A 21,515-nucleotide genomic window follows, 5' to 3' on the forward strand; every position below is an offset into this window, starting at 1 on the left:
GAAAGTACAATGACAGTCAAAGAGATTTTCGAGACCATGGACTACGGCCCTGCCCCCGAAAGCGCAGCCGAGGCACTGGCCTGGCTGGTCGATCAGGGCGACAAGTTCGGCCACTACATCGATGGCGCGTTTACCAAACCCGGCAAAGGATTCGACAGCCGCAACCCAGCAACCGGAGAGGTTCTGGCCAAGCTGACACAAGCCAAACAGGCTGACGTGGACGCCGCCGTTTCTGCGGCGCGCAAGGCGCAGCCGAAATGGGAGAAGCTGGGCGGAGCCGGTCGTGCGCGCTACCTCTACGCGATTGCGCGCCTGCTGCAGAAGCACTCGCGTTTGTTTGCTGTGCTCGAAAGCCTCGACAACGGTAAGCCGATCCGAGAATCCCGCGACATCGACATCCCTCTGGCACAGCGGCATTTCTACTATCACGCGGGCATGGCGCAGTTGATGGAAAGCGAATTGCCCGATGCCGAGGCACTGGGTGTGTGCGGCCAAATCATCCCGTGGAACTTCCCGCTGCTGATGCTGGCGTGGAAGATCGCGCCTGCAATCGCAATGGGCAACACGGTAGTTCTGAAGCCCGCCGAGTACACCTCGCTGACCGCGCTGCTGTTTGCCGACATCTGCTCGCAGGCGGGTCTACCGAAAGGTGTGGTCAACATCGTAACAGGTGATGGTGCCGTTGGTGAGATGATCGTGTCTTCGGACGTCGACAAAATCGCCTTTACCGGCTCGACCGTCGTGGGCCGTCGCATCCGTGAAGCGACCGCTGGCTCTGGCAAGGAACTGACGTTGGAACTGGGCGGCAAGTCCGCCTACATCGTCTTTGACGACGCCGATATTGATTCAGCGATCGAAGGCTTGGTCGACGCGATCTGGTTCAACCAGGGCCAGGTCTGCTGTGCGGGCTCGCGCCTTCTGGTGCAGGAGGGTATCGCTGATCGCTTCCACGACAAATTGCGTGCCCGTATGGACAAGCTGCGCATCGGCGATCCGCTGGACAAGTGCATCGACGTGGGTGCGGTTGTGGACCCCGTGCAGTTACAGACCATCAAGGGCATGGTCGAAAGCAACACGGTTGGGCATGTTCATCAGGCGGCCTGTGAGCTGCCCTCGAATGGCTGCTACTATCCACCAACTTTGATTTCAGGACTCGAAACCTCCGATCCGCTGATGCAGGAAGAAATCTTTGGCCCGGTTCTGGTTTCTTCGACCTTCCGCACCCCGGAAGAAGCGGTCGAGTTGGCCAACAACACCCGCTACGGGCTGGCCGCGACTGTGTGGACCGAGAACGTGAACCTCGCGCTGGATATCGCGCCCAAGCTGGTTGCGGGCGTGGTCTGGGTGAACGCAACTAACCTGTTCGACGCTGCTGCCGGGTTCGGCGGTGTACGCGAAAGCGGCTTTGGCCGTGAAGGCGGTTGGGAAGGGCTGACGGCCTATACCAAGCCCAAAGCCAAGGCCAAACCGCTGACGAAGATTGAGGCGGAAATGGGCGAAGGCGCTCCAGTCGATCCTATTGACCGCACCGCCAAGATGTATGTCGGCGGTAAGCAGGCGCGGCCCGATGGCGGCTATTCGAAACCCGTCTGGGGCAAATCCGGCTTACTTGGCCATGTGGGTCTGGCCAACCGTAAGGACGTGCGCAACGCGGTTGAGGCTGCAGCGGGTGCAAAAGGCTGGTCCAAGACCACCGGCCATCTGCGGGCTCAGATTCTGTATTACATCGGTGAAAACCTCTCGGCACGTGCGGGCGAGTTCGCTGCTCGTATTGATGCGATGACCGGTAAGAAAGACGGCGCGAAAGAGGTTGAGGCCTCGATCCAGCGACTGTTCACCGCCGCCGCCTGGGCGGACAAGTATGATGGTCAAGTACATGGTGTTCCGATCCGGGGCGTCGCCATTGCCATGAAAGAGCCGGTTGGCGTGATCGGCGCCCTGTGTGCGGACGAAACACCCCTGTTGGGTCTAGTTTCGGCCATGGCGCCAGCGATTGCGATGGGCAACCGGGTGGTTCTGGCGGCAAGTGAGCCCTACCCGCTGGCAGCAACGGATTTTTACCAGATCCTAGAAACCTCGGACGTGCCCGCCGGTGTGGTCAACATCCTGACCGGCAGCCACGCAGAGCTGGCAAAGCCGCTGGCCTCGCATCTGAACGTGGATGCGGTCTGGTCGTTCTCGTCCACCGATCTGTCTAAAGAGATCGAGGTCGTCTCAGCCGGAAATCTGAAGCGGACTTGGGTCAATAACGCGACGGCATTTGACTGGAGCGTGGACCATTCGCGCCGCTTCCTGCAGGCTGCGACCGAAGTGAAAAACATCTGGGTGCCCTACGGAGAGTAAGGCCCCCGTACCACCGGAGGCCTAAATGGATTTTTCAGGTAAGACCGTCATCGTCATTGGTGGCACCAGCGGTATCAATCGCGGCATTGCCGAGGCCTTTGCGGCCTCGGGTGCTAATCTGGCTGTCGCCAGCCGGTCGCAGGAAAAGGTCGATGATACCGTGGCTGCGTTGAAAGCAGCAGGCGCATCCGACGCCATCGGCGCGGCGTTCGACGTTCGCAATCCAGAGGCCGTAGCCGAAGGCCTTAAGCAATTCCACGACGCTTTTGGAGATTTCGATGTCCTGATTTCTGGTGCTGCCGGCAACTTCCCAGCGCTGGCATCTGAAATGTCGGTCAATGCATTCAAGGCGGTCATAGATATCGATCTGATGGGCACGATCCACGTCATGAAAGGGGCCTACCCCTATCTCAAACGTCCCGGTGCCAGCATTATCAACATTTCGGCCCCGCAATCCTATCTGCCTTACGAAGGGCAAGCCCATGTTTGCGCCGCCAAGGCGGGCGTTGATCAGATCACCCGAACCCTTTCAATGGAATGGGGCGTCGAAGGGATTCGCGTGAATTCGGTCGTTCCGGGTTTTATCGAAGGAACCGAAGGCGCAAAACGGCTGGCCCCTACCGAAAACGCCCATGAAGAGCTGCGTCGGGACGTCCCGCTGGGTCGCTGGGGTCAGCCCCAGGATGTGGCAAATGCCTGCCTATTCCTTAGCTCTGATATGGCGAGCTATATCAGCGGAACAGTCATGGCCGTTGACGGGGCTTTGTATCAGCGCGGCTCGGGCAAGTTTGGCCAGATGATGGGTCAGATGCTGCGCGCAGCGAAAAAGGGCCAGGCTTAGGTTAGAACACAGGAATCCGATTGGTGGCAAACTTTTCAGTCGCTGGGCTTTATTTCCAACCTACCAAATTCAAGAGCTTCTGAAATAGATACCCGCTGCTAACAAAAGCGATGTCAGCGTACCGGCCACCACGTAGAGTGCAAAAGCGCTGAGCAGAGATTGACCGACAATCAAAGCGGCAGCAAAGGTTAACAACCCTGCAAGTATTCCCGATCCCATTATCGCAACTATCATGGTGCCGCTATCCGTCCCAAGCCTCGTCTCAGGAGATGTTGATCTTCTGAATCCCATCTCCGTTCCCGACTAACATAGAATTCTCGACATTTCTGGCCAAAGTATGGCCAAGACGAGTTAATGAGAACTTAAGGCGGAGAATTGCCGATCTTCTGTCTGGCGCTGCGCCCTGGAAGAGTTCACAAACTCGTTGTTTTCGCCAGTGGTTCGCATCACCCACTGCCGTCAATTCCAAGAAAAATTATTCAATAACAACGAATAATTCTGTTCGGCAGCGGATAGATGGACGACGTCAGCCGTCCACCCCTTCCGGTTTGCCGACGATGGTGAAATGCAGACCCTCGGGGTCCAGCAGTTCAGACGCCACCCGGTTCACATCCTCCAAGGTCACTGCATTCACCTTGTCGTTGCGAGTCGCAATGTAGTCGATAGGCAAATCTTCCATCTGCATCCCGACCATGATTCCGGCAATCTGGCCATTGCCGTCAAAACGCAGCGGATAGGCCCCGGTCAAATAGGTCTTGGCGTCATCCAATTCTTTCTGCGTCACACCTTCCGCAGCCGCGCGCGCCCATTCCTGTCGGATCACTTCGACCGCTTCGGCGATACGGTCATTGGCAGATGAGACCGAGCCCAGATACACTGACGCCAGATCCTTGGGTACCAGATAGGTCGCCACGCCATAGGTCAAACCACGTTTCTCACGTACTTCCTGCATCAGGCGACTTTCGAAACCGCCGCCGCCCAGAATGTGATTCAGGATATAGGCCGCAAAGAAATCGGGATCATCGCGATCAATGCCACTTTGCCCGAAAAGGGCGACGGATTGCGGAGTGTTGAAGTCCACTACGCTGACACCGCCGTCAATGGTGACCTTCGCCTTGTCTGGAATGGGTTTCCCGGTTGCTGGCAGATCCAACAGCAATTCGTCCAACATTACGCCCAGCTCTTCTGCCGTGATGTCGCCAACAACCCCGACATACAGTCTGTCCTTGGCAAAGACATTGTCGTAGGCAGCGACGATGTCGTCGCGGGTCAGGCTTGAAACGCTTTCAATCGTACCTTTACCGTCCGACGCATAAGGATGATCCCCATATGCCATTTCAGCAAAGCTGCGTCCGGCAATATCGCTTGGATCAGTCTGGTCGGACTTCAGACCCGAAATCACCTGAGCGCGCACCCGATCGATCGCATCCTCATCGAAACGCGGTTCATGAATTGTGGTCTGCAGCAAATCAATCACTTCATCCCGGTTCTCAGTCAGGAACCGCGCCGAAATGGAGACCGTATCATCTGTTGCCCTGTAGCTGAAGGACGCAGCCAGAGATTCAAGTTCGCGTGCATAGGTGCGGGCATCCATGTCGCCGGCGCCTTCCTCAATCAGGCCGCTCATCAGATAGACCGCGCCGCGTTTATCGGGATCATCCAGCGACGTTCCTCCACGAAACCGCAGTTCCAGCGCAGTGAAGGGGATCGAATGATCTTGGACCAGCCAAGCGGTAATACCACCGGGCGAGTTTACCTCTTTGATCTTAATCTCGGCCCAGGCGGGAAGGGCAATGATCAGCGCAATTAGCGTTGCGGCAAACCGTTTCATTGTGTCACCTCATCGTCACGCATCAGCCAGCCAGTGACCGAGGTTTCAGGTTGCAGCACTTCACGGGCAGCCGCGATGATCTCGTCACCCGTCACAGCCTGCAGGATGTCGGGCCAGGCCTGCACATCTTCGACCGTCAACCCGCTGGTCAACGCACGACCATAGCGGTTTCCAATACCGTCCACGTTATCGCGCGCATAGGTCTGCGCGGCGCGGAGCTGCATCTTAATGCGCTCCAGGTCTTCATCCTTGACACCTTCCGCGATGAAATCCGCAACGGCCTGATCCATGGCATCCTCCGCATCCTGAAGCGAAACGCCCTCAGCCGGCACAACGATCAGATCAAAGGTCGTGTCATCCAATGAGACCCCCTTGTAGAACGCACCGGTATAGACCACCTTCTGCTGCTCAAATTGCAGCTTTTCATTCAGATATGAGGTTGTGCTTCCTCCCAGCAATTCCGCCAAAAGAAACAGGGCAGCGGCCTTCTCCTGCTCACCGGCGTCCCGTTCAGGGGCCAGATAGCTGCGCTGCACGTAGGGTTGTGCGACACGCGCATCCTTGAAGGTCAGGCGACGTTCGGCAGTCTGGGGTGGTTCTTGCGAGCGTATCCGCTCGGGCAAATCAGGGTTGGCTGGGATAACACCGTAGTACTGATCGGCCAACGCCCTGACTTCGTCGGGGTCAACATCTCCGGTGACGACCAATATGGCGTTATTGGGTGCATAATGGGTCTGGTAGAAGGACAGGGCGTCGTCCATATCCAACGCCTCCATCTCGTGGCGCCAGCCGATAATCGGCGCTCCGTAACGGTGGTTCAAATATTGCGCTGCATTCATCTGTTCTCCGAACAGAGCGCGTGGATTGTTTTCGGTCCGCTGATTACGCTCTTCCAGAACCACGTCGCGTTCGGTGATGATATCATTCTCGGTCAGGCGGATGTTGCGCATACGATCTGCCTCCATCCGCATCATCAGTTCCAGCCGGTCAGCGGCGACACGCTGAAAATAGGCGGTGTAGTCGTAAGAAGTGAAAGCGTTGTCATTGCCGCCATTGGCCGCGACAGTGGCTGACAACTCGCCCGCTTCCATTGTGTCGGTGGCTTTGAACAGCAGATGTTCCAGGAAATGTGCAACGCCAGAGGATCCGATCGGTTCATCGGCGGATCCGGCCCGGTACCAGACCATATGCTGCACAACAGGAGCGCGATGATCCTCGACCACTACGACGTCCATGCCGTTTTCCAGCGTAAATGTGGTGACAGCCTCTTGCCCCTCTTTCGCGAACAAGGGGGTGGCGGCGATCAGGGCAGCCGACAATGCCAGGGCCCGAACCATGGGGCATCCTCCGTTTCATTTCTGATATTCAAACTACGGTGGTGCCGCCGGGGTTCAAGGCCAATGACGGAAAGTTAAGAAGAATTCATTCCAGCGGCGGGGCCGACGGCGTTTCGATCCCACGACGACGCGCCGCTTCATTGGTCGCGTTCGCATCGATTGACTGACGTTCATAGACCTGCGAGTACCGATCAACCGGGAACAGGCGCAGGCGGGTCCAGCGACCGCGATTTTTGCGGAAAGCCGCATCCTCTTCGGCCGTTATCTGACGCGTATTGGCAGGAACGCCATATCTGCTTGAGGCCGTCACAAGCGCCGCATCGCTGGCCGGTATTGAGGTATTCGGGTTCAGCGCTGCCTCACTACCACCCAGCGCCACAACGGCGTCCGCTTTGGGGTTAGGATCGGTCAGGTTTGCACCGCCGGGAGTCGGCGCTGGAAGAAAGGCGTAGTCCTTGGGCTGGGTCAGCGGCTTGACGGGCAATACCGAAAATTCATCCGGCCCCGCTCCGGGCGGATCAAGATTGCGCAAACCAATATCGGAACAGCCCGCAACGACAACGGCGAGTGTCAGAACAAGAATGGCGCGTGGCATACGCATCAGTGTCTCCAGCCAGTTTCAGGCGCTTTTATCGCATATCGTCCGGCAGGTCACGAGGGCTTTTTGCCATCGAACAGGACCAATCCCAAAGCTCCCGCAAATATGAACACATCCGCCAGATTGAACACAAAAGGGTTGCTGATCCCGCAGCAGGACATGTTCAAAAAATCCAGAACATAGCCGTAAAGCACCCGGTCCACGACATTTCCCAGCGCACCGCCGATCAGGAGACCGCCGCAGAATTGTTGAAGCTTCGTAGGAGCGATGCGGCCCAGCCAGATCAGGACGCCCAGGCAGATCGCCACGGAAACCCCGATCAGCACCCAGCGGGCGGCGTCACCGTCGCCCTGAAACAGGCCAAAATTGATGCCGCGATTCTCGCCGTATCTGAAAACCAGAAGCGGTGGCAGCACGTCGATATCGCCCTGCGCCACGCGCATTACGTGAACGACCAGATACTTACTAATCTGGTCGATCAAAAACGCCGCCAATCCGGCCCATAGGATGAACGAACCGCGCATCAGTGACGGAAATGCCGCATGCCGGTGAAGACCATGGCCAGACCGGCCTCATCCGCCGCCGCGATCACTTCATCATCACGCATCGAACCGCCGGGCTGAATAACGCATGTTGCGCCTGCCTCGGCGGCCTCCATAAGCCCATCGGGGAAGGGGAAGAATGCATCAGAAGCTACGGCCGAACCGATGGTCAGCGGCTGGGGCAAGCCCAGCGCATCAGCCATACGCTCGGCTTTCTTTGCCGCGATCAGTGCCGAGTCAACGCGGCTCATCTGCCCCGCGCCGACACCCACGGTCGCGCCGTCTTTGACATAGACTATGGCGTTGGATTTGACATGTTTCGCCACTTTCCACGCGAACAGCAGGTCGCGCATCTGCTCCTCAGATGGCGCTTTTTTGGTGACCACCTTCAAGTCATCCATACCAACAAAGCCGTTATCCTTGTCCTGCACCAGCAGGCCACCGGCCACCTGTCGCACAGTTTTACCACCGGCGGTCACATCCGGCAGAGCTTCGGTCGTCAGCAGGCGCAGGTTCTTCTTGGCGGCGAAGATCGCCTTGACCTCGTCTGACGCCCCCGGAGCGATCACAACCTCGGTGAAAATCCCCGTGATCTCCTGCGCGGTTTCCGCGTCCAGCGGTTGATTCAACGCCACGATACCGCCGAATGCCGACGTCCTGTCGCAGTCGAACGCGGCTTTATAGGCCTCAAGCAACGTCGCACCTATCGCTACACCACACGGATTGGCATGCTTGATAATCGCACAAGCTGCCCCTTCGGCCGGGTCGAACTCAGCGACCAACTCAAAGGCGGCATCGGTATCGTTGATGTTGTTATAGCTCAGTTCCTTGCCCTGATGCTGTACGGCCGTCGCCACGCCCGGACGACCCGAGCCATCTACATAGAACGCTGCCGACTGGTGGCTATTCTCGCCATATCGTAAGGTCTGTTTCAGCTCACCGGCAAAGGCGCGGCGTTTGGGCGCCTCAAGCTCCAGCGCATCGGCCATCCAGTTGGACACGGCTGTGTCATAAGCGGCAGTGCGGGCATAGGCCTTTTGCGCCAACCACTGACGGAAGCCCAGAGAAGTCTTACCGTAATTCTCTTCCAGCTGATCCAGCAGCGACGAGTAGTCTTCGACGTCCACAACCACGTTTACAAAAGCATGGTTCTTCGATGCGGCACGGATCATGGCTGGGCCGCCGATATCGATGTTCTCGATACACTCATCATAGGCAGCGCCCTTGGCCACGGTCGCTTCAAATGGGTAGAGATTTACCACAAGCAGATCAATTGCGCCTATACCATGTTCGTTCATCGCGGCGACATGGGTGTCATTATCGCGCAGAGCCAGCAGCCCGCCATGGACCATCGGGTGCAGCGTTTTGACCCGGCCATCCATCATCTCGGGGAAGCCGGTGATCTCGCTGACATCTTTCACCTCCAACCCCGCATCGCGTAGCGCCTTTGCGGTACCGCCGGTCGAAAGCAGTTCAACCCCGCGTTCGGCCAACGCCGTTCCCAGCTCGATCAGCCCGGTTTTGTCGGAAACGGAAAGCAACGCGCGGCGCACGGGGTGAAGGTCGGTCATGGGTCCAAAGGTCCTTTTGGCGTCAGTCGAAAACGGGCTCGTCCCGGTGCGTATCCCGCACGGCATAGGCTGTATCCTGAGCCTTGCTGAGCGTCCACCGGATGCGCGTCGCATACTCCATTGCGCGCCCAGATAGAACGATCTGTTTTGTCGCGCGTGGCTTCAAACGGCCTTTTTCAAGGTAAACGCTTGGTTCAACTGACAACTTTCCAACGCCATCATGGCGGAAAACCCATATCTCACCGCTTTTGAGCGCCATCGACACCGCAGCGCCACCCAGATCAAGTGCCGCATCAACGTCAGGATGCAGGTGAAACCGGATGTCAAAGGCTATCCCCTGCAGACCTGCCCCGTCCATCGCGCGATCGAACTGCCGTTTGGCTTTGTCGGTTGCGGTCAGCAGAATATCCTCGCCCACCAGCTCACGCCCGTCAAAGCGCAGTTCAAGCGTGCGGGCATGGGTCAGGCCAAACACTTTGGCGTAGCCGTCATGACCCACCATAAAGCGGGTGCCTTCGAATGCATCCTCGAAATCCACGGGCACATCCTGCGGGCCATCCACCAATGCTTCCTGCGACGACCCATTTGCGCCTTCTGCAAGCCGGGCGCTGGAATACCCTTCGACACATAGGGTCGAATGCGACGGGGTCGCGCGCCCTGCCCTGCGCCATTCCTGCCCAAAACTGCCGCCTGATCCACAGTTCACGATCAGAGGACGGCGCCCCGAGGTCAGCTCAAACGCAAGCGAGGATGCGTGGGCGTTGAACGACGCAGCACCTTTGGGAGGCGCGCTGGCATCCACCAGAACCGTGGTTCTCGAGGCGGCCAATCGTGCATAACCCATTGACAGGTCCGAATGCTGCTGCGGCTTGACACCGCTTTGCGTCAGTGCCTGATCCAGCCGCCCTTCAAGCCCACGCCCGCCCCCGTGAAATCTGGCCAGAGATCCATCTGCATGACGCAGATTTCGCAGAGTAGGTGCAATGCGCTTGATCGCCCCGGTCTGAGAGGCAGGCGTGCCTCGGCCAACTTCACCAAGTGCAGCAGAGGTCCAGGCCAGCAGAGTGAAGACCTCCAGCAATTCCTCAGGGTTGCGGGTGAGAATGCCGCCCTCGGCATCGATCTGGCGGTCGCATTCCCGGGCCAGTGCGCGCAATGCGGGATCAGCCAGTTGCTCCAACCCCTCCAGGGCCAAACCAGCCTGAACCAGCCCTGCGAGCGCTTCGAATCTCGGCAATCCTGGTGTTGCTGCTGTCCAGCGTTTGGAAAGAAACCATGTTTGTTGTGCCAAGGAGCGGAAGAAAGCTCTGCTTTGCGCTTCGTCAGCGCCGCGTAGCAGAAATTGCGCGTGGTTGATCCAGCGCATCACCCGACGCCCGGTCAGGTCCGGCGCCCAGCCGGGTCCCTTCCCGCGCCCATGTGCGGTGATCCAGCCCCAGACCCATCGCTGCGCCTTTTCACGGGCGCGCATATCGCCGACGGCTGCCAGATCATCCAGCCAGATGAAACCGTGGCGTTCATCATCAAAATCCGGACTGGGCGCAGCAACATCCCAGAGATCGGTGTCATCCGCCTCGACCAGATATCCAGCGAAAAGGAGATTCCCGGCCACCAGTTGTCGCCCGCGTGCATACGAACCGACGGTGCGCGGCTCAGGCTGGCTGACGAATCCCGAAACCGCCTTCCGCCTTTGGCTCAGGCGCGCGTAAAGGCGGTTCTGAAACCGCATCCAGCGATTGGCCATTGTGTCCGATTCTGACATGACGCTTGCGACTCTGCCCCTTGCGCTCTGCGGGCGCTTGAACACACGATAGACCGGTCCGCGCGTCAAGTCATCGAAAAGCGTCGCCTCAAGCGGATTTGTTCAGACAGGCGATATAGAACCCGTCCATGCTACCCTTGTCCGGCCAGAAATCCGGGCGCAGACGCAAGCCACCTTCTTCTGTAATCCAGTCCGGTTCAACGCCCGCAATCTCAAGCGCCGCACGGTCAATCTGCATATCCGGGTATTGATCCAGCGCCTCTTCGATCTGCACCTCTCCTTCGTCCGGCAACAAGGAACAGGTGCAATATACCAATCGGCCTCCGGGTTTGAGCAGGGTCCAGGCATGGGCTAGCATCCGGGCCTGTAGTTCGATCAATCCCCCGAATTCCGAGCCATCCTTGGCGAAGGGTAAATCAGGATGGCGGCGAATCGTGCCCGTGGCCGAACACGGCGCGTCGAGCAGGATGGCATCATACTGGCCCTGATGGTCCAGCGCATCACCAGCGATCACCTTAGCCTTCAAACCTGTCCGTTTCAGGTTCTCGCGCACCCGCTCCAACCGTGTTTCGGAGATATCCAGCGCCGTGACCTCTGCCTCTACCACAGCCAATTGCAACGTCTTGCCACCGGGCGCGGCGCAAAGGTCCAACACCTTTTCCCCGGCTTTCGGGGCCAGCACGCGCACAGGCAGCGCCGCTGCCGCATCCTGAACCCACCAGTTTCCACGCTTGTAGCCCGGCAAAGCCGACACCTGCCCCGCATCCTGCAAACGGACTGAGCCGGTGGGCAGGGCTTCTCCGCCCGGCGCCTCGGCGCCCGGTTTCAGCGTCACGTCCAGCGGTGCACCATTGAAATGGGCCTGTTCCATACCCTTTACCGCGTCATCGCCCCACGCCATGATCAGAGGATCGCGCAGCCAGTCGGGCAGACGGGGCACGCGCATCTTGGGCCAAGCATCCGGCCCATCGGCGGCAATCTTGCGCAAGACTGCATTCACCAACCCCTTGAGCCGCCCATGCTTGCGCGAACGTCCCACGATCTCGACCATCGAATTGACCACGCCATGCGCGGCCTCGCCCTGACACAGCTCGACCGTTCCAAGCCGCAGTGCGTTATGCACCGTTAGCGCTGGTGTCTGCCGCAGGTGATCGGCCAACAGCCGGTCGGCACGCTCAAGCCCTCGCAGGGTTTCAATCGTCAACCGCTGTGCGCGCGCACGATCCTCGGGTACCAGACGATCCAATGCGCCGGCCGCCAGACACTCAGGTAACAGCCGCCCCTCGCCCAATATCTGATCCAGCAGATAGATTGCACTGCGCCGCGCGGCGGTTGCAGAGTTTGACATGATGCTGAGTGCCTCTCGTGACCTTTGCCCGCATTGCCTTATGCGGACTAGGGCGTATATCAAGGCGCTGAACGGAAAGGAACCCAATGTCATGAGTGACGAGTGCAAAGATTTGCCCCCCGCCGCGCAGCGCGCATTGGCCGAGGCTGAGGAACGTCGCAAAAAGGCCGAAGCGGAAGCCAAGGCGCAGCCCAAGGAACTGGGTGGGCGCGACGGTCCTGATCCGGCCCGCTATGGTGATTGGGAAAAAAAGGGCATCGCCATCGACTTTTGATCAGGCCGCGCCCCGAAACGCCTGCAGAAAGTCGTCTATCAACGCTCTTTGCCGTTTCGACCTTGCCCGATCCTCGGGCCAGGTCAGCCAATAGCCATCCTTTGTCCGAAGCTCGGGCATATCCAATCTGTGTAACTGACCAGTCTTTAAGCTGCCCGAAGCCAACGGTAGTGAACCCAACGCGATCCCCATGCCCTGACGCGCGGCCGTGATCGCGTGACCTACCGAGTCAAAACTGATCCGGCCAGCCGGTAATTCATCAACCCCCGCAACCTGCGCCCAGTCCTTCCAACCCGGGCGTTCTCCGCGCAAATCAATCAGCGGCGCACCCCACTTGATGCCAGATGCGGCCATCGGTGCCAGAACTTCAGGCGCAATTAGCTTTGCCTTTCGTCCAGGCCAAACGCCTCTGCCATAGCGGATCTGCAGCCAGGTACGCTCTTCCTCCAGTGAGGCGCGGCGCGCCATCGAATCTGTCATCACACGCACATTGGGCTGCGCCTCAAGAAATGCGGGCAAGGCTGGCAGAACCAGCGCATGGATGTGCGACGAAAGTCCCGCGACCCGAAGTTCGCGCGGGGATTTGCCGAAAAGATCCTCGGTATTGCGTTCCAGTGCTTGCAGGCTGTCCTGCACCAATGGCAGATAGCTTTCGCCTTCGATGGTCAGCGACACGCCCCGCGCCTCGCGCAAAAATAATGACCTGCCCAGCCATGCCTCAAGATTTCCGATCCGTTGACTGACTGCCGCCTGCGTCAGACCAAATTCGCGCGCGGCAGCAGAAAAACCGCCCAATCGCCCTGCGGCTTCGAACACGCGCAGCCAGTCCAAAGGAGGTAAACCGATCTGCTTCTTAGCCATAAGTATTTCCAGCCCTCAGTGGCAATAAGGTTTAATTGTAGTAATGCCACGGAGCGCGTATCTCCTCAAGCAAAGTCCGCGCCGAATAGGAGAGACCCCATGCTGCGCTCAGCTACTTTCGACCCTTCCATGGTCACCGTCGCATTTTCCGATGGTACCCAGGCCAGATTTCACGCCATTTGGCTGCGCGACAATGCGCTGGACCCCGAGACCCGCGCCCCCGGCAACGGGCAGCGCCTGATTACAATCGGCGATATTCCCACCGATATCTCGGTCAGCACCGCCGAGATCCAAAATGGCGATCTGAGTGTTACCTTTCAGCCCGAAAACAAATCCGTGATGTTCCCTGCCGATTGGCTGGCCGATCACGTTTATGACCGCGAACAGGCGCAAGAAGTTGGCCGCACCGCATCAGGCGTCACCACATGGGAGCGTGGTATCAGCGCCCCCAGCGGTGACTGGGAAAGGGTGCACACCGACCCGGAGGCTAAGCGTAGCTGGCTGGCTGCCGTCGCGGAGTACGGCTTTGCCAAGCTGACAGGTGGCCCGACCGAGCCGGAATCGCTGCTGAAAGTGGCCGATCTGTTCGGCTACGTGCGCCAGACAAATTATGGCCCCTATTTCGAGGTTCGGACCGAGGTGAACCCGACCAACCTCGCCTATACTGGGTTGGGGTTGCAGGCCCATACCGACAACCCTTATCGCGACCCGGTACCGACACTGCAAATCCTCTACTGCCTTGAGAATTCGGCTGAAGGCGGTGATTCCATCGTTGTCGATGGTTTCCGCGCGGCTGAGCGTCTGCGCGATCTGAACCCTGAGGGCTTCGCCTTGCTTGCAGGCTATCCGGCACGGTTCGAGTATAAAGGTTCGGACGGGGTCTGTTTGCGGTCACGTCGCCCGATGATCGAACTTTCCCCCGATGGCGAGTTGATCGGCATTCGCTTCAACAACCGCTCGTCTGCGCCGTTCGTGGATGTACCCTTTGACAAGATGGAAGCCTACTATGCAGCCTATCGCCAGCTGGGCGAGATCATTGACGATCCCGCCATGGGCGTGTCTTTCAAGCTGGAACCGGGCGAAAGCTTCATCGTCGACAACACACGCGTAATGCATGCACGGCTGGGCTATTCCGGGGCCGGGTCTCGCTGGTTGCAGGGATGCTATGCTGACAAAGATGGGCTGCTTTCGACACTGGCCGCCATGCAGATGACACAACCGGAGGCGGCGGAATGAAACCCGATTTCTCGACCTTAAACCGGGACAATATCGTTGCCTTTATCAGCGACATCTTCGATCGTCGGGGGGGTGAGGAATATCTGGGCGAACCCGTCACCATGGCCCAGCACATGCTGCAGGGTGCCACGATTGCCGAACAGAACGGGCAGTCCGAAGAAATTATCGTCGGTGCGCTGTTGCACGACATTGGCCATTTTACGTCGGAATTCGGCACTTACCATCCGGACGATACCGAGGACCGGCATCATGAAGATGCAGGTGCCGAGGTGCTGGAGCAGTTCTTTCCGTCGGTCATCACCGATTGCTGCCGGTACCACGTGGCAGCCAAGCGGTATCTCTGCGCCACCAAGCCGGAGTATTTCAATCGCCTGTCCGCAGCCTCGGTCCATACGCTGGAACTGCAGGGTGGTCCGATGAGTGCCAAGGAGATAGCCGAGTTCGAGGCAAATCCGAACCTGAAAGAGATCATTCAGGTCCGTTATCTGGACGAAGCGGGAAAACGCGCTGATATGGAGACCCCGGATTTCGCCCATTTCGCACCGATGGTACAACGGATGGTCGACCGGTACATTCAGGCAAGCTGAGACAGCTTTCATCCGCCCGATCGATAGAGCCAAGAAAATTCGTCGAATTTTCTTGGCTCTTGATCCTGAAGCCTACAGCCCCAGAACATCCACCATGTCATACTGGCCCGGCGCCTTGCCTTGACCCCACAACGCGGCTTTGAGCGCCCCACGGGCAAAGATCGCACGGTCAGTAGCCAGATGGCGCAACACGATACGCTCACCGGGTGCCGCGAACAGGACATCGTGTTCGCCGACAATGTCTCCGCCACGAATCGCGTGGAAGCCGATATCGCCGCGTTTTCGCGCACCGGTAATACCGTCGCGGCCCCGATCGGCCACATCCGCCAACTTGACACCGCGCCCTTCTGCGGCAGCTTCGCCCAGCATCAAAGCCGTGCCTGAAGGCGCATCGACCTTGTGATGGTGATGCCCCTCGATGATCTCGATATCAAAATCCTCATCCAGCGCGGCGGCGACCTTCTTGGTCAGCTGAACCAACAGATTTACCCCGAGGCTCATATTCCCGGCCCGCACAATCACGGCATGGCGCGCGGCAGGTTCCAAAGCTGCGATCTGTTCATCCGTCATTCCGGTGGTGCCAATCACGTGAACGCACCGCGCTTGTGCTGCCAGCGCGGCAAACTCGAGCGTCGCCTCGGGCGCCGTAAAGTCGATAACAGCCTGCGCCTGCGCAAATGCCTCCAGCGGATCGTCAGTGACGGTAACACCGAGCGCCTGCCCGCCCATCGCCTGACCCACATCCTGACCGATCCAGTCATGACCCTTACGCTCGACCACACCAACCAGACGCGCCTGATCGCTCTCAGACACGGTCTTGATCAGCATCTGCCCCATACGGCCCGAAGCCCCTGTGATGACGATCCCCGGAATATGGGTCATTGCGCTGGTCCTTTCTAAAGTCGGCTCAAAGCCTCCTACCCGGTTCGCGCCCGCTTGGCAAAGCCCCGCTTTGGGCTTAGATCGGGGGGCATGGCAAAGAACAAATTCCACGATGGCCCCGGCCCTTCCCAACGACAGCTGCGCGTCGGCGAACTGATCCGCCGCACCCTGTCCGAGATTCTGGCGCGCGGAGATGTCCACGACCCCGACCTGAACCGCATGTCGATCACCGTGGGTGAGGTGCGCACCTCGCCCGATCTGAAGATCGCCACCGCCTATGTGCTGCCCTTGGGCGGCAAGGGGCAGGAGGACGTGATCGAACTGCTCGCTCGAAACAAGGGTGAGCTTCGGCGCGCAGTGGGCAAGAAGGTGGGCCTGAAATTCTCACCCGACCTGCGGTTCCGTTTGGACGACACGTTTGATCGACTGGACGACACCCGCCGTATGTTTAATCAGGACGCGGTACGCCGCGATCTGGACGAGTGATCCGTACCCTTGTCACGCTGTGTGCTGTCCTTTGGGCCGCGCAAGTCTCTGCAGTCACCTGCGAGAAGCTGACTCATGAGGACAAGCGATATACGGTTTGCGAGGTGGATACCTCGGAAGATTTGCGCCTGTTTCTGAACGATGAAAATGGCGATCTGCTGGGTCATTTCTCTTCGGTGAATGAGGCGTTGGAGCCTCAAGGGAAAAGGCTCGTCTTTGCGATGAATGCGGGCATGTACCATGACGACCGCTCGCCCGTCGGCCACTATGTCGAAGAAGGGCAAGAGCAGATGCGCGTGATACCGAATGCCGGACCCGGCAATTTCGGCCTGCTGCCCAACGGTTTGTTCTGCATCCGTGAAAACCGTGCCGATGTGTTCGAGACTTTGGATTTCGTCGATCAGGCGCCGCAGTGCCGCTTTGCGACACAATCGGGCCCCATGCTGGTGATCAACGGAGAGTTACACCCTCGCTTTCTGCCGGATTCAACCTCGCGCTACACCCGAAACGGAGTGGGCACCAGCGCCGATGGCACGCGTGTGGTGTTTGCGATCTCGGACGATTACGTCACTTTCTTTGAATTTGGCAGCCTATTCCGCGATGTATTGAAAACACCGAATGCGCTGTTTCTAGATGGCAACATTTCCCGCATGTATGATCGCGCCAGCAACCGGTCGGATATCGGGTTTTCGCTGGGACCCATCGTGGGTGTCGTCGAGGACGTTCCGGCAAATTGACAGCATCGAAACGATCCGCTAACTCGCGCGCCTCAGCAAGACTCAAGGTGTAGAATGGGACGCAAACGCAAGGGCCGCGACATTTCCGGTTGGCTGGTGGTGGACAAGCCCGCTGGCATGACTTCGACCGCGGTGGTCAACAAGGTGCGTTGGGCGATGGACGCCAAGAAAGCCGGCCATGCGGGCACGCTGGACCCCGAGGCGACCGGCGTTCTGGCCGTTGCGCTGGGTGAGGCAACCAAGACCGTCCCCTACATCACCGATGCGCTGAAGGCCTACACCTTCACCGTGCGGCTGGGGCAGGCCACCAACACCGATGATGCCGAGGGCGAAGTCATCGCTGAAAGCATTGCGCGCCCCTCGGATGAGGATATCAAACAAGCGCTCGGCCCGTTTCTGGGCGATATCAAACAGGTGCCGCCCAAGTTCTCGGCCGTGAAAATCGACGGTCAACGCGCCTATAAGCTGGCCCGAGATGGCGAGGATGTAGAACTGACCGCCCGCCCTCTTTGGGTAGAGGAACTGGTGCTGATCGACCGCCCTGACGAAGACCACGTCGTGCTGGAGATGACCTGTGGCAAAGGTGGCTATGTCCGTTCCATTGCGCGTGATCTGGGTGAGGCGCTCGGCTGCCACGGCCACGTGAAAAAACTGCGCCGCATCTGGTCCGGCCCGTTTGAGGCCGAGGATGGCCTGACCATCGAACAGATCGACGAAATGGCCAAAACCACCGCATTGGATGATTATCTGCATCCGCTGGAAACCGGCCTGTCGGACCTGCCCGAGCTGAAATGCACCTCTGAAGGAGCCACCCGTCTGCGGAATGGCAATCCGGGCATGGTGCTGGCCTCTGACGTGGAATACGGCGACGAGGCCTGGGCCTCGCTGGATGGCAAGGCCGTGGCCGTAGGAATTTACAAGTCGGGCGAATTGCACCCAAGCCGCGTCTTTGCCGCCAACTGATGACTGTTCAGGCGGCGATACGCAATTTGTGACCCAGTCGAAGTACCTCGGACACCAGTAGATCCAGATCCTGCTTTTGCGTGCGGTGATTGTTGACCGCCACCCGTAGGCAATGCGCTCCCTGAACCGTTGTATCCGATAAAACCGCTGTGCCTTCCTCTTGCAGGCACAACATGATTTCGCTGTTAATCGCACGCAGAGTTTCGGGGCTGAGACCGCCCGGGTCATAGCGGAAACAAACGATGTTTATGTTGGTGGGGAACATCAAGGTGAGGTCATCCTCTGCCTCGATCAGCGAAGTCAGATAACGCGCCTTTTCGATATCCTGATCAATGAGCCTGCCGAATTTCTGAACGCCGTGCTCCTTCAAGGACATCCAGACCTTGAGCGCTCGAAACCCACGCGAAGTCTGAATGCCGTAATCGTGCAAAAACGCCGCCCCGGCGACGCCTCGGGATTGCGGTTCCAGGTATTCCGGGGTCAGAGTAAATGTCGCGTGGTGGGCATCATGGCTTCGCACCAACGCGCAACCCACTTCGAAAGGCGCATGTAACCATTTGTGTGGGTCGAGCGCGACGGAATCCGCGCGTTCGATGCCGGACACGCGCCAACTGTTATCATGGGCGATTGCAATTAACGCACCGATACAGCCGTCAACATGAAACCACAGGCCTTCCTCGCGGCAGAAATCGGCAATCGCCGACAAGTCGTCGATGGCGCCTGTGTTCACGGTTCCGGCGGTAGCAATCACACAAGCGGGGTTAAGGCCGTCTGCGCGATCCTGCGCGACCATGCCGGCAAGCGCTTCAAGATCCATCGTCAAATCGTCTTGCGTAGGAGCACGCCGCAGCGCCTTGTTGCCCAGACCCAGTGTTTCGAGCGACTTTTGGTGACAACTGTGCATCTGATCCGATCCGTAGTACCGCATCGGCTTATCCATGGCGGCGATGCCCTCTTCGCGCATGTCGATCCCGGATTTGACGTTGCGGGCCACCGTCAGCCCGATCAAGTTTGCCACGCTGCCGCCGCTGACCAATGTCCCACTGGCCCCTTCCGGCAGACCGATCATCTCGCGTAGCCAGTCGACGACTTGTCGGTCGATCAGGGCTGCCGCATGATTCCCACCCCCTAGGTTCGATCCCTGAACCGCAGCCAGAAAATCCGCCATCGCGCCTGTGAAATTGCTCGCGCCCATATACCAGCCCCAAAACCGGGGATGAATATTGCCCATTGGATACTGCATGACCTGAGACTGGACATCATCCATCAAATCACCCAACGGCATACCCTGCTGAGGTGCAGGCGTTTCGAACCCGTTGCGTATCGCAGTCGGCATATCTTTCCAAATCGACCTATCACGCACATCACGCGTATGATCCAACGCCATATCCAGCATCTCATGTGCTAACTTGCGGGTCTGCTCCCAATCCGCCGGATCCAATGTCTCGAATGTCATGTCTTCCCCCAGAATAAGCCGTTCAAATGAAGGCAGGTATAGCACAAGTTAAGAAACAGGACATCGCCCCTTGTAAACGGGCCTAATTCCAGCCAAACCCGACTGCATGATCACCCGTTCTCACACCAAGGGCGACGCGCCCTCGACTGCTATCTACTCCGATTGCGAAAAATACCGCTATAGCCTGACCCGTATCTGGAACCCGGCGGGCCGCAAGGCGTTGTTTGTGATGCTGAATCCGTCGACGGCGACCGAGGTGCAGAACGACCCCACGGTGGAACGTTGCGAGCGTCGCGCACGCACACTGGGTTTCGGAGCTTTTCAGGTCACCAATATCTTTGCCTGGCGCGACACTGATCCGCGCAAGATGCGAGCATCTGCAGATCCGGTGGGGTCTGAGAATGACGCAGCCATCCTGGACGGCGTGGAATGGGCGGATCAGGTCATCGCCGCCTGGGGCACCCATGGCGCACATCTGGAACGCGGCCCCGCAGTTGAGGAATTACTGCGCGGCACGGGCCAGCCCTTGTTCCACCTTGGGCTGACCAAGGACGGGCATCCGAAGCATCCTCTCTACATTGCGTACACTCAGCAGCCCGAACCCTGGTGATAAAGGGTTAACCACGCTCTCAGCTTCGCTTTGACCAAGCCATTGTTTGCATGAGATGTTTTACACTCGGAGCCATTGTGCTTGCGGAGGGTAGAAATGTTTCTGATCGGATTATTCGGAATGGCCGCCATGGGTGGTGCGGCCTACGCAATCAGCGACGTACTTGTGCCAGAAGACAAAGGCGATGACGAGGAGGAAGACGATCGCATCGAGGAAACGGCCGACGACGACCTGTCGGAAGGCAATTTGCTTGACGCGGACGAGAATGTCGACGAGCCCAGCTCTGCCGAGGAAACCGACTCTGACACTGGTGAGATTGTGTCCGAGTATGAAGGCGATCTGGTCATTGCGGGCGATGAGGATGCGGATGTTCTGACCGGGCAGGAAGGCAACGATCAGATCAACGGATATGGCGAGGACGACTGGATCGACGGCGGCGCCGGCAACGACGTGTTGTATGGCGGTGGTGGCGGGGACGTCCTGTTTGGCAACCTCGGGAATGATGTGCTCCATGGTGAATATGGTGACGACGCGCTGGACGGAATGTCAGGAAATGACGACCTGTATGGTCATTTCGGAACAGATGATCTGAGCGGCGGTGATGGGAATGACCGGCTTTTTGGTGGTCAGGGCGATGACACGTTAAGCGGCGATGACGGCGACGACGCGCTACAAGGCGGAGATGGCGACGACTACCTTGTTGGGGGTGCCGGTGAAGACGCCCTGTTTGGCGGAGATGGTGGTGACATCTTGTCCGGAGAAGATGGCCCGGACGAGCCTGCGCGCGACTTCCTAAACGGGGGCTCTGGGGACGACGTCATTCTTGCCGAAGACGGCGATGTGGTCACAGGTGGAGAGGGTGAGGACGAGATCGTTGTGCAGTCCGACCCCGAGCAGGAAGCCACGACAATCATGGATTTCCAGATCGGTCACGACAAGCTTCTGATCACCTGGGACAACCCGGAAGAACCGGAATTGACGATCGAACAGGACAGTGAAAACAACAGCTTGACCCATGTTCGGGTCAATGGCGAAGACGTCGCTCAGCTTTTTGGCGCAGAGGGTCTGACTGTTGAAGATATTCAGTTTGTGACCGAAGCCCAGTTGGAGCAGTACGCCTTCACCAGTTGAGCCTGCAGAATCCCTTTGCCATTTGCGGTGAATGCGCCTATACGCGCCCATCCACATCGGAATCGGTGCGGTTTTCTCCATGGGCCTGTGCTGGACGACATCCCGGCCTGCGCCATCAA

Annotated in this window: 21 protein-coding genes; 10 read left to right on the plus strand and 11 right to left on the minus strand. The window is 58.6% G+C overall.

The features are described from left to right. Nucleotides 1-9: 9 nt before the first annotated feature. Together ACR0AH_RS08890 and ACR0AH_RS08895 are read left to right on the plus strand one after the other, a co-directional pair. A complete protein-coding gene (locus tag ACR0AH_RS08890) occupies nucleotides 10-2,343 on the plus strand; it encodes an aldehyde dehydrogenase family protein (protein WP_480591476.1) in 2,334 nt (777 codons plus the stop codon). A gap of 25 nt (nucleotides 2,344-2,368) precedes the next feature. Continuing rightward, nucleotides 2,369-3,184: an SDR family oxidoreductase gene (locus tag ACR0AH_RS08895; RefSeq protein WP_170737228.1), complete on the plus strand. Its 816-nt coding sequence runs from the start codon at nucleotides 2,369-2,371 to the stop codon at nucleotides 3,182-3,184. A gap of 69 nt (nucleotides 3,185-3,253) precedes the next feature. Here the strand turns inward: ACR0AH_RS08895 and ACR0AH_RS08900 are convergent, their stop codons facing one another. From ACR0AH_RS08900 to ACR0AH_RS08935, 8 genes are all read right to left on the minus strand, one after another. Beyond that, a complete protein-coding gene (locus ACR0AH_RS08900; protein WP_480591478.1) occupies nucleotides 3,254-3,403 on the minus strand; it encodes a hypothetical protein in 150 nt (49 codons plus the stop codon). Nucleotides 3,404-3,710: 307 nt separating this feature from the next. Next, nucleotides 3,711-5,015, minus strand: coding sequence for a M16 family metallopeptidase (locus ACR0AH_RS08905; RefSeq protein ID WP_480591481.1), 1,305 nt, complete (start codon nucleotides 5,013-5,015; stop codon nucleotides 3,711-3,713). Further along, entirely contained in the window at nucleotides 5,012-6,352 is a 1,341-nt protein-coding gene (locus ACR0AH_RS08910) for a M16 family metallopeptidase (RefSeq protein WP_170394641.1), read from the minus strand. Before ACR0AH_RS08910 ends, ACR0AH_RS08905 begins: the two co-directional genes overlap by 4 nt. A gap of 85 nt (nucleotides 6,353-6,437) precedes the next feature. Beyond that, a complete protein-coding gene (locus tag ACR0AH_RS08915; protein ID WP_170566971.1) occupies nucleotides 6,438-6,953 on the minus strand; it encodes a DUF3035 domain-containing protein in 516 nt (171 codons plus the stop codon). A gap of 50 nt (nucleotides 6,954-7,003) precedes the next feature. Next, entirely contained in the window at nucleotides 7,004-7,474 is a 471-nt protein-coding gene (gene lspA / locus ACR0AH_RS08920; protein WP_170394647.1) for a signal peptidase II, read from the minus strand. After that, nucleotides 7,474-9,063 carry a bifunctional phosphoribosylaminoimidazolecarboxamide formyltransferase/IMP cyclohydrolase gene (gene purH / locus ACR0AH_RS08925; RefSeq protein ID WP_480591484.1) on the minus strand — a complete coding sequence of 530 codons (1,590 nt, stop codon included), beginning with the start codon at nucleotides 9,061-9,063 and terminating at the stop codon, nucleotides 7,474-7,476. The genes lspA and purH overlap by 1 nt, the downstream gene beginning before the upstream one ends. A gap of 22 nt (nucleotides 9,064-9,085) precedes the next feature. Next, nucleotides 9,086-10,825, minus strand: a complete 1,740-nt coding sequence (locus ACR0AH_RS08930) for a heparinase II/III family protein (protein WP_480591487.1) — start codon at nucleotides 10,823-10,825, stop codon at nucleotides 9,086-9,088. Nucleotides 10,826-10,913: 88 nt separating this feature from the next. Then, nucleotides 10,914-12,173: an RsmB/NOP family class I SAM-dependent RNA methyltransferase gene (locus tag ACR0AH_RS08935; RefSeq protein WP_480591490.1), complete on the minus strand. Its 1,260-nt coding sequence runs from the start codon at nucleotides 12,171-12,173 to the stop codon at nucleotides 10,914-10,916. A 91-nt stretch (nucleotides 12,174-12,264) separates the two neighbouring features. Between ACR0AH_RS08935 and ACR0AH_RS08940 the strand changes: the two genes are divergently transcribed. Continuing rightward, nucleotides 12,265-12,447, plus strand: coding sequence for a DUF1674 domain-containing protein (locus tag ACR0AH_RS08940; protein WP_170515029.1), 183 nt, complete (start codon nucleotides 12,265-12,267; stop codon nucleotides 12,445-12,447). On the opposite strand, the gene ACR0AH_RS08945 is transcribed toward ACR0AH_RS08940, so the two are convergent. Continuing rightward, the gene (locus ACR0AH_RS08945; protein ID WP_480591493.1) at nucleotides 12,448-13,308 is read right to left on the minus strand and encodes a LysR family transcriptional regulator; all 861 of its coding nucleotides are present in this window, start codon (nucleotides 13,306-13,308) and stop codon (nucleotides 12,448-12,450) included. Nucleotides 13,309-13,407: 99 nt separating this feature from the next. Here ACR0AH_RS08945 and tmpA point away from each other — a divergent pair, with 99 nt between their 5' ends. Together tmpA and tmpB are read left to right on the plus strand one after the other, a co-directional pair. Beyond that, nucleotides 13,408-14,544: a 2-trimethylaminoethylphosphonate dioxygenase gene (gene tmpA / locus ACR0AH_RS08950; RefSeq protein WP_480591495.1), complete on the plus strand. Its 1,137-nt coding sequence runs from the start codon at nucleotides 13,408-13,410 to the stop codon at nucleotides 14,542-14,544. Continuing rightward, complete coding sequence (gene tmpB / locus ACR0AH_RS08955; protein WP_480591498.1) at nucleotides 14,541-15,131, plus strand: (R)-1-hydroxy-2-trimethylaminoethylphosphonate oxygenase; 591 nt, start codon at nucleotides 14,541-14,543, stop codon at nucleotides 15,129-15,131. Before tmpA ends, tmpB begins: the two co-directional genes overlap by 4 nt. Before the next feature lie 72 nt (nucleotides 15,132-15,203). Here the strand turns inward: tmpB and dapB are convergent, their stop codons facing one another. Further along, entirely contained in the window at nucleotides 15,204-16,013 is an 810-nt protein-coding gene (gene dapB, locus ACR0AH_RS08960; RefSeq protein ID WP_170513961.1) for a 4-hydroxy-tetrahydrodipicolinate reductase, read from the minus strand. A gap of 90 nt (nucleotides 16,014-16,103) precedes the next feature. Here dapB and rbfA point away from each other — a divergent pair, with 90 nt between their 5' ends. Genes rbfA through truB form a run of 3 tightly spaced genes read left to right on the plus strand, consistent with a single transcriptional unit; the run spans nucleotide 16,104 to nucleotide 18,199 of the window. Then, the gene (gene rbfA / locus ACR0AH_RS08965; RefSeq protein ID WP_170513964.1) at nucleotides 16,104-16,499 is read left to right on the plus strand and encodes a 30S ribosome-binding factor RbfA; all 396 of its coding nucleotides are present in this window, start codon (nucleotides 16,104-16,106) and stop codon (nucleotides 16,497-16,499) included. Beyond that, nucleotides 16,496-17,236 (plus strand): phosphodiester glycosidase family protein, encoded by a 741-nt coding sequence (locus ACR0AH_RS08970; RefSeq protein ID WP_480591500.1) that lies wholly within the window; start codon nucleotides 16,496-16,498, stop codon nucleotides 17,234-17,236. Before rbfA ends, ACR0AH_RS08970 begins: the two co-directional genes overlap by 4 nt. 54 nt (nucleotides 17,237-17,290) lie before the next feature. Next, nucleotides 17,291-18,199, plus strand: a complete 909-nt coding sequence (truB, locus tag ACR0AH_RS08975; protein WP_170426161.1) for a tRNA pseudouridine(55) synthase TruB — start codon at nucleotides 17,291-17,293, stop codon at nucleotides 18,197-18,199. 7 nt (nucleotides 18,200-18,206) lie between these two features. Here truB and ACR0AH_RS08980 read toward each other — a convergent pair whose 3' ends face one another. After that, on the minus strand, nucleotides 18,207-19,655 hold the full coding sequence (locus tag ACR0AH_RS08980) for a pyridoxal phosphate-dependent decarboxylase family protein (protein ID WP_480591502.1): 1,449 nt from the start codon (nucleotides 19,653-19,655) through the stop codon (nucleotides 18,207-18,209). Nucleotides 19,656-19,761: 106 nt separating this feature from the next. On the opposite strand from ACR0AH_RS08980, the gene ACR0AH_RS08985 reads away from it, so the two are divergent. Both ACR0AH_RS08985 and ACR0AH_RS08990 read left to right on the plus strand, forming a co-directional pair. Further along, nucleotides 19,762-20,265 (plus strand): DUF1643 domain-containing protein, encoded by a 504-nt coding sequence (locus ACR0AH_RS08985; RefSeq protein ID WP_170733903.1) that lies wholly within the window; start codon nucleotides 19,762-19,764, stop codon nucleotides 20,263-20,265. A 96-nt stretch (nucleotides 20,266-20,361) separates the two neighbouring features. Further along, complete coding sequence (locus ACR0AH_RS08990) at nucleotides 20,362-21,396, plus strand: calcium-binding protein (RefSeq protein ID WP_480591505.1); 1,035 nt, start codon at nucleotides 20,362-20,364, stop codon at nucleotides 21,394-21,396. Nucleotides 21,397-21,515 lie beyond the last annotated feature (119 nt).

This window comes from Ruegeria sp. AM5, from assembly GCF_056540645.1.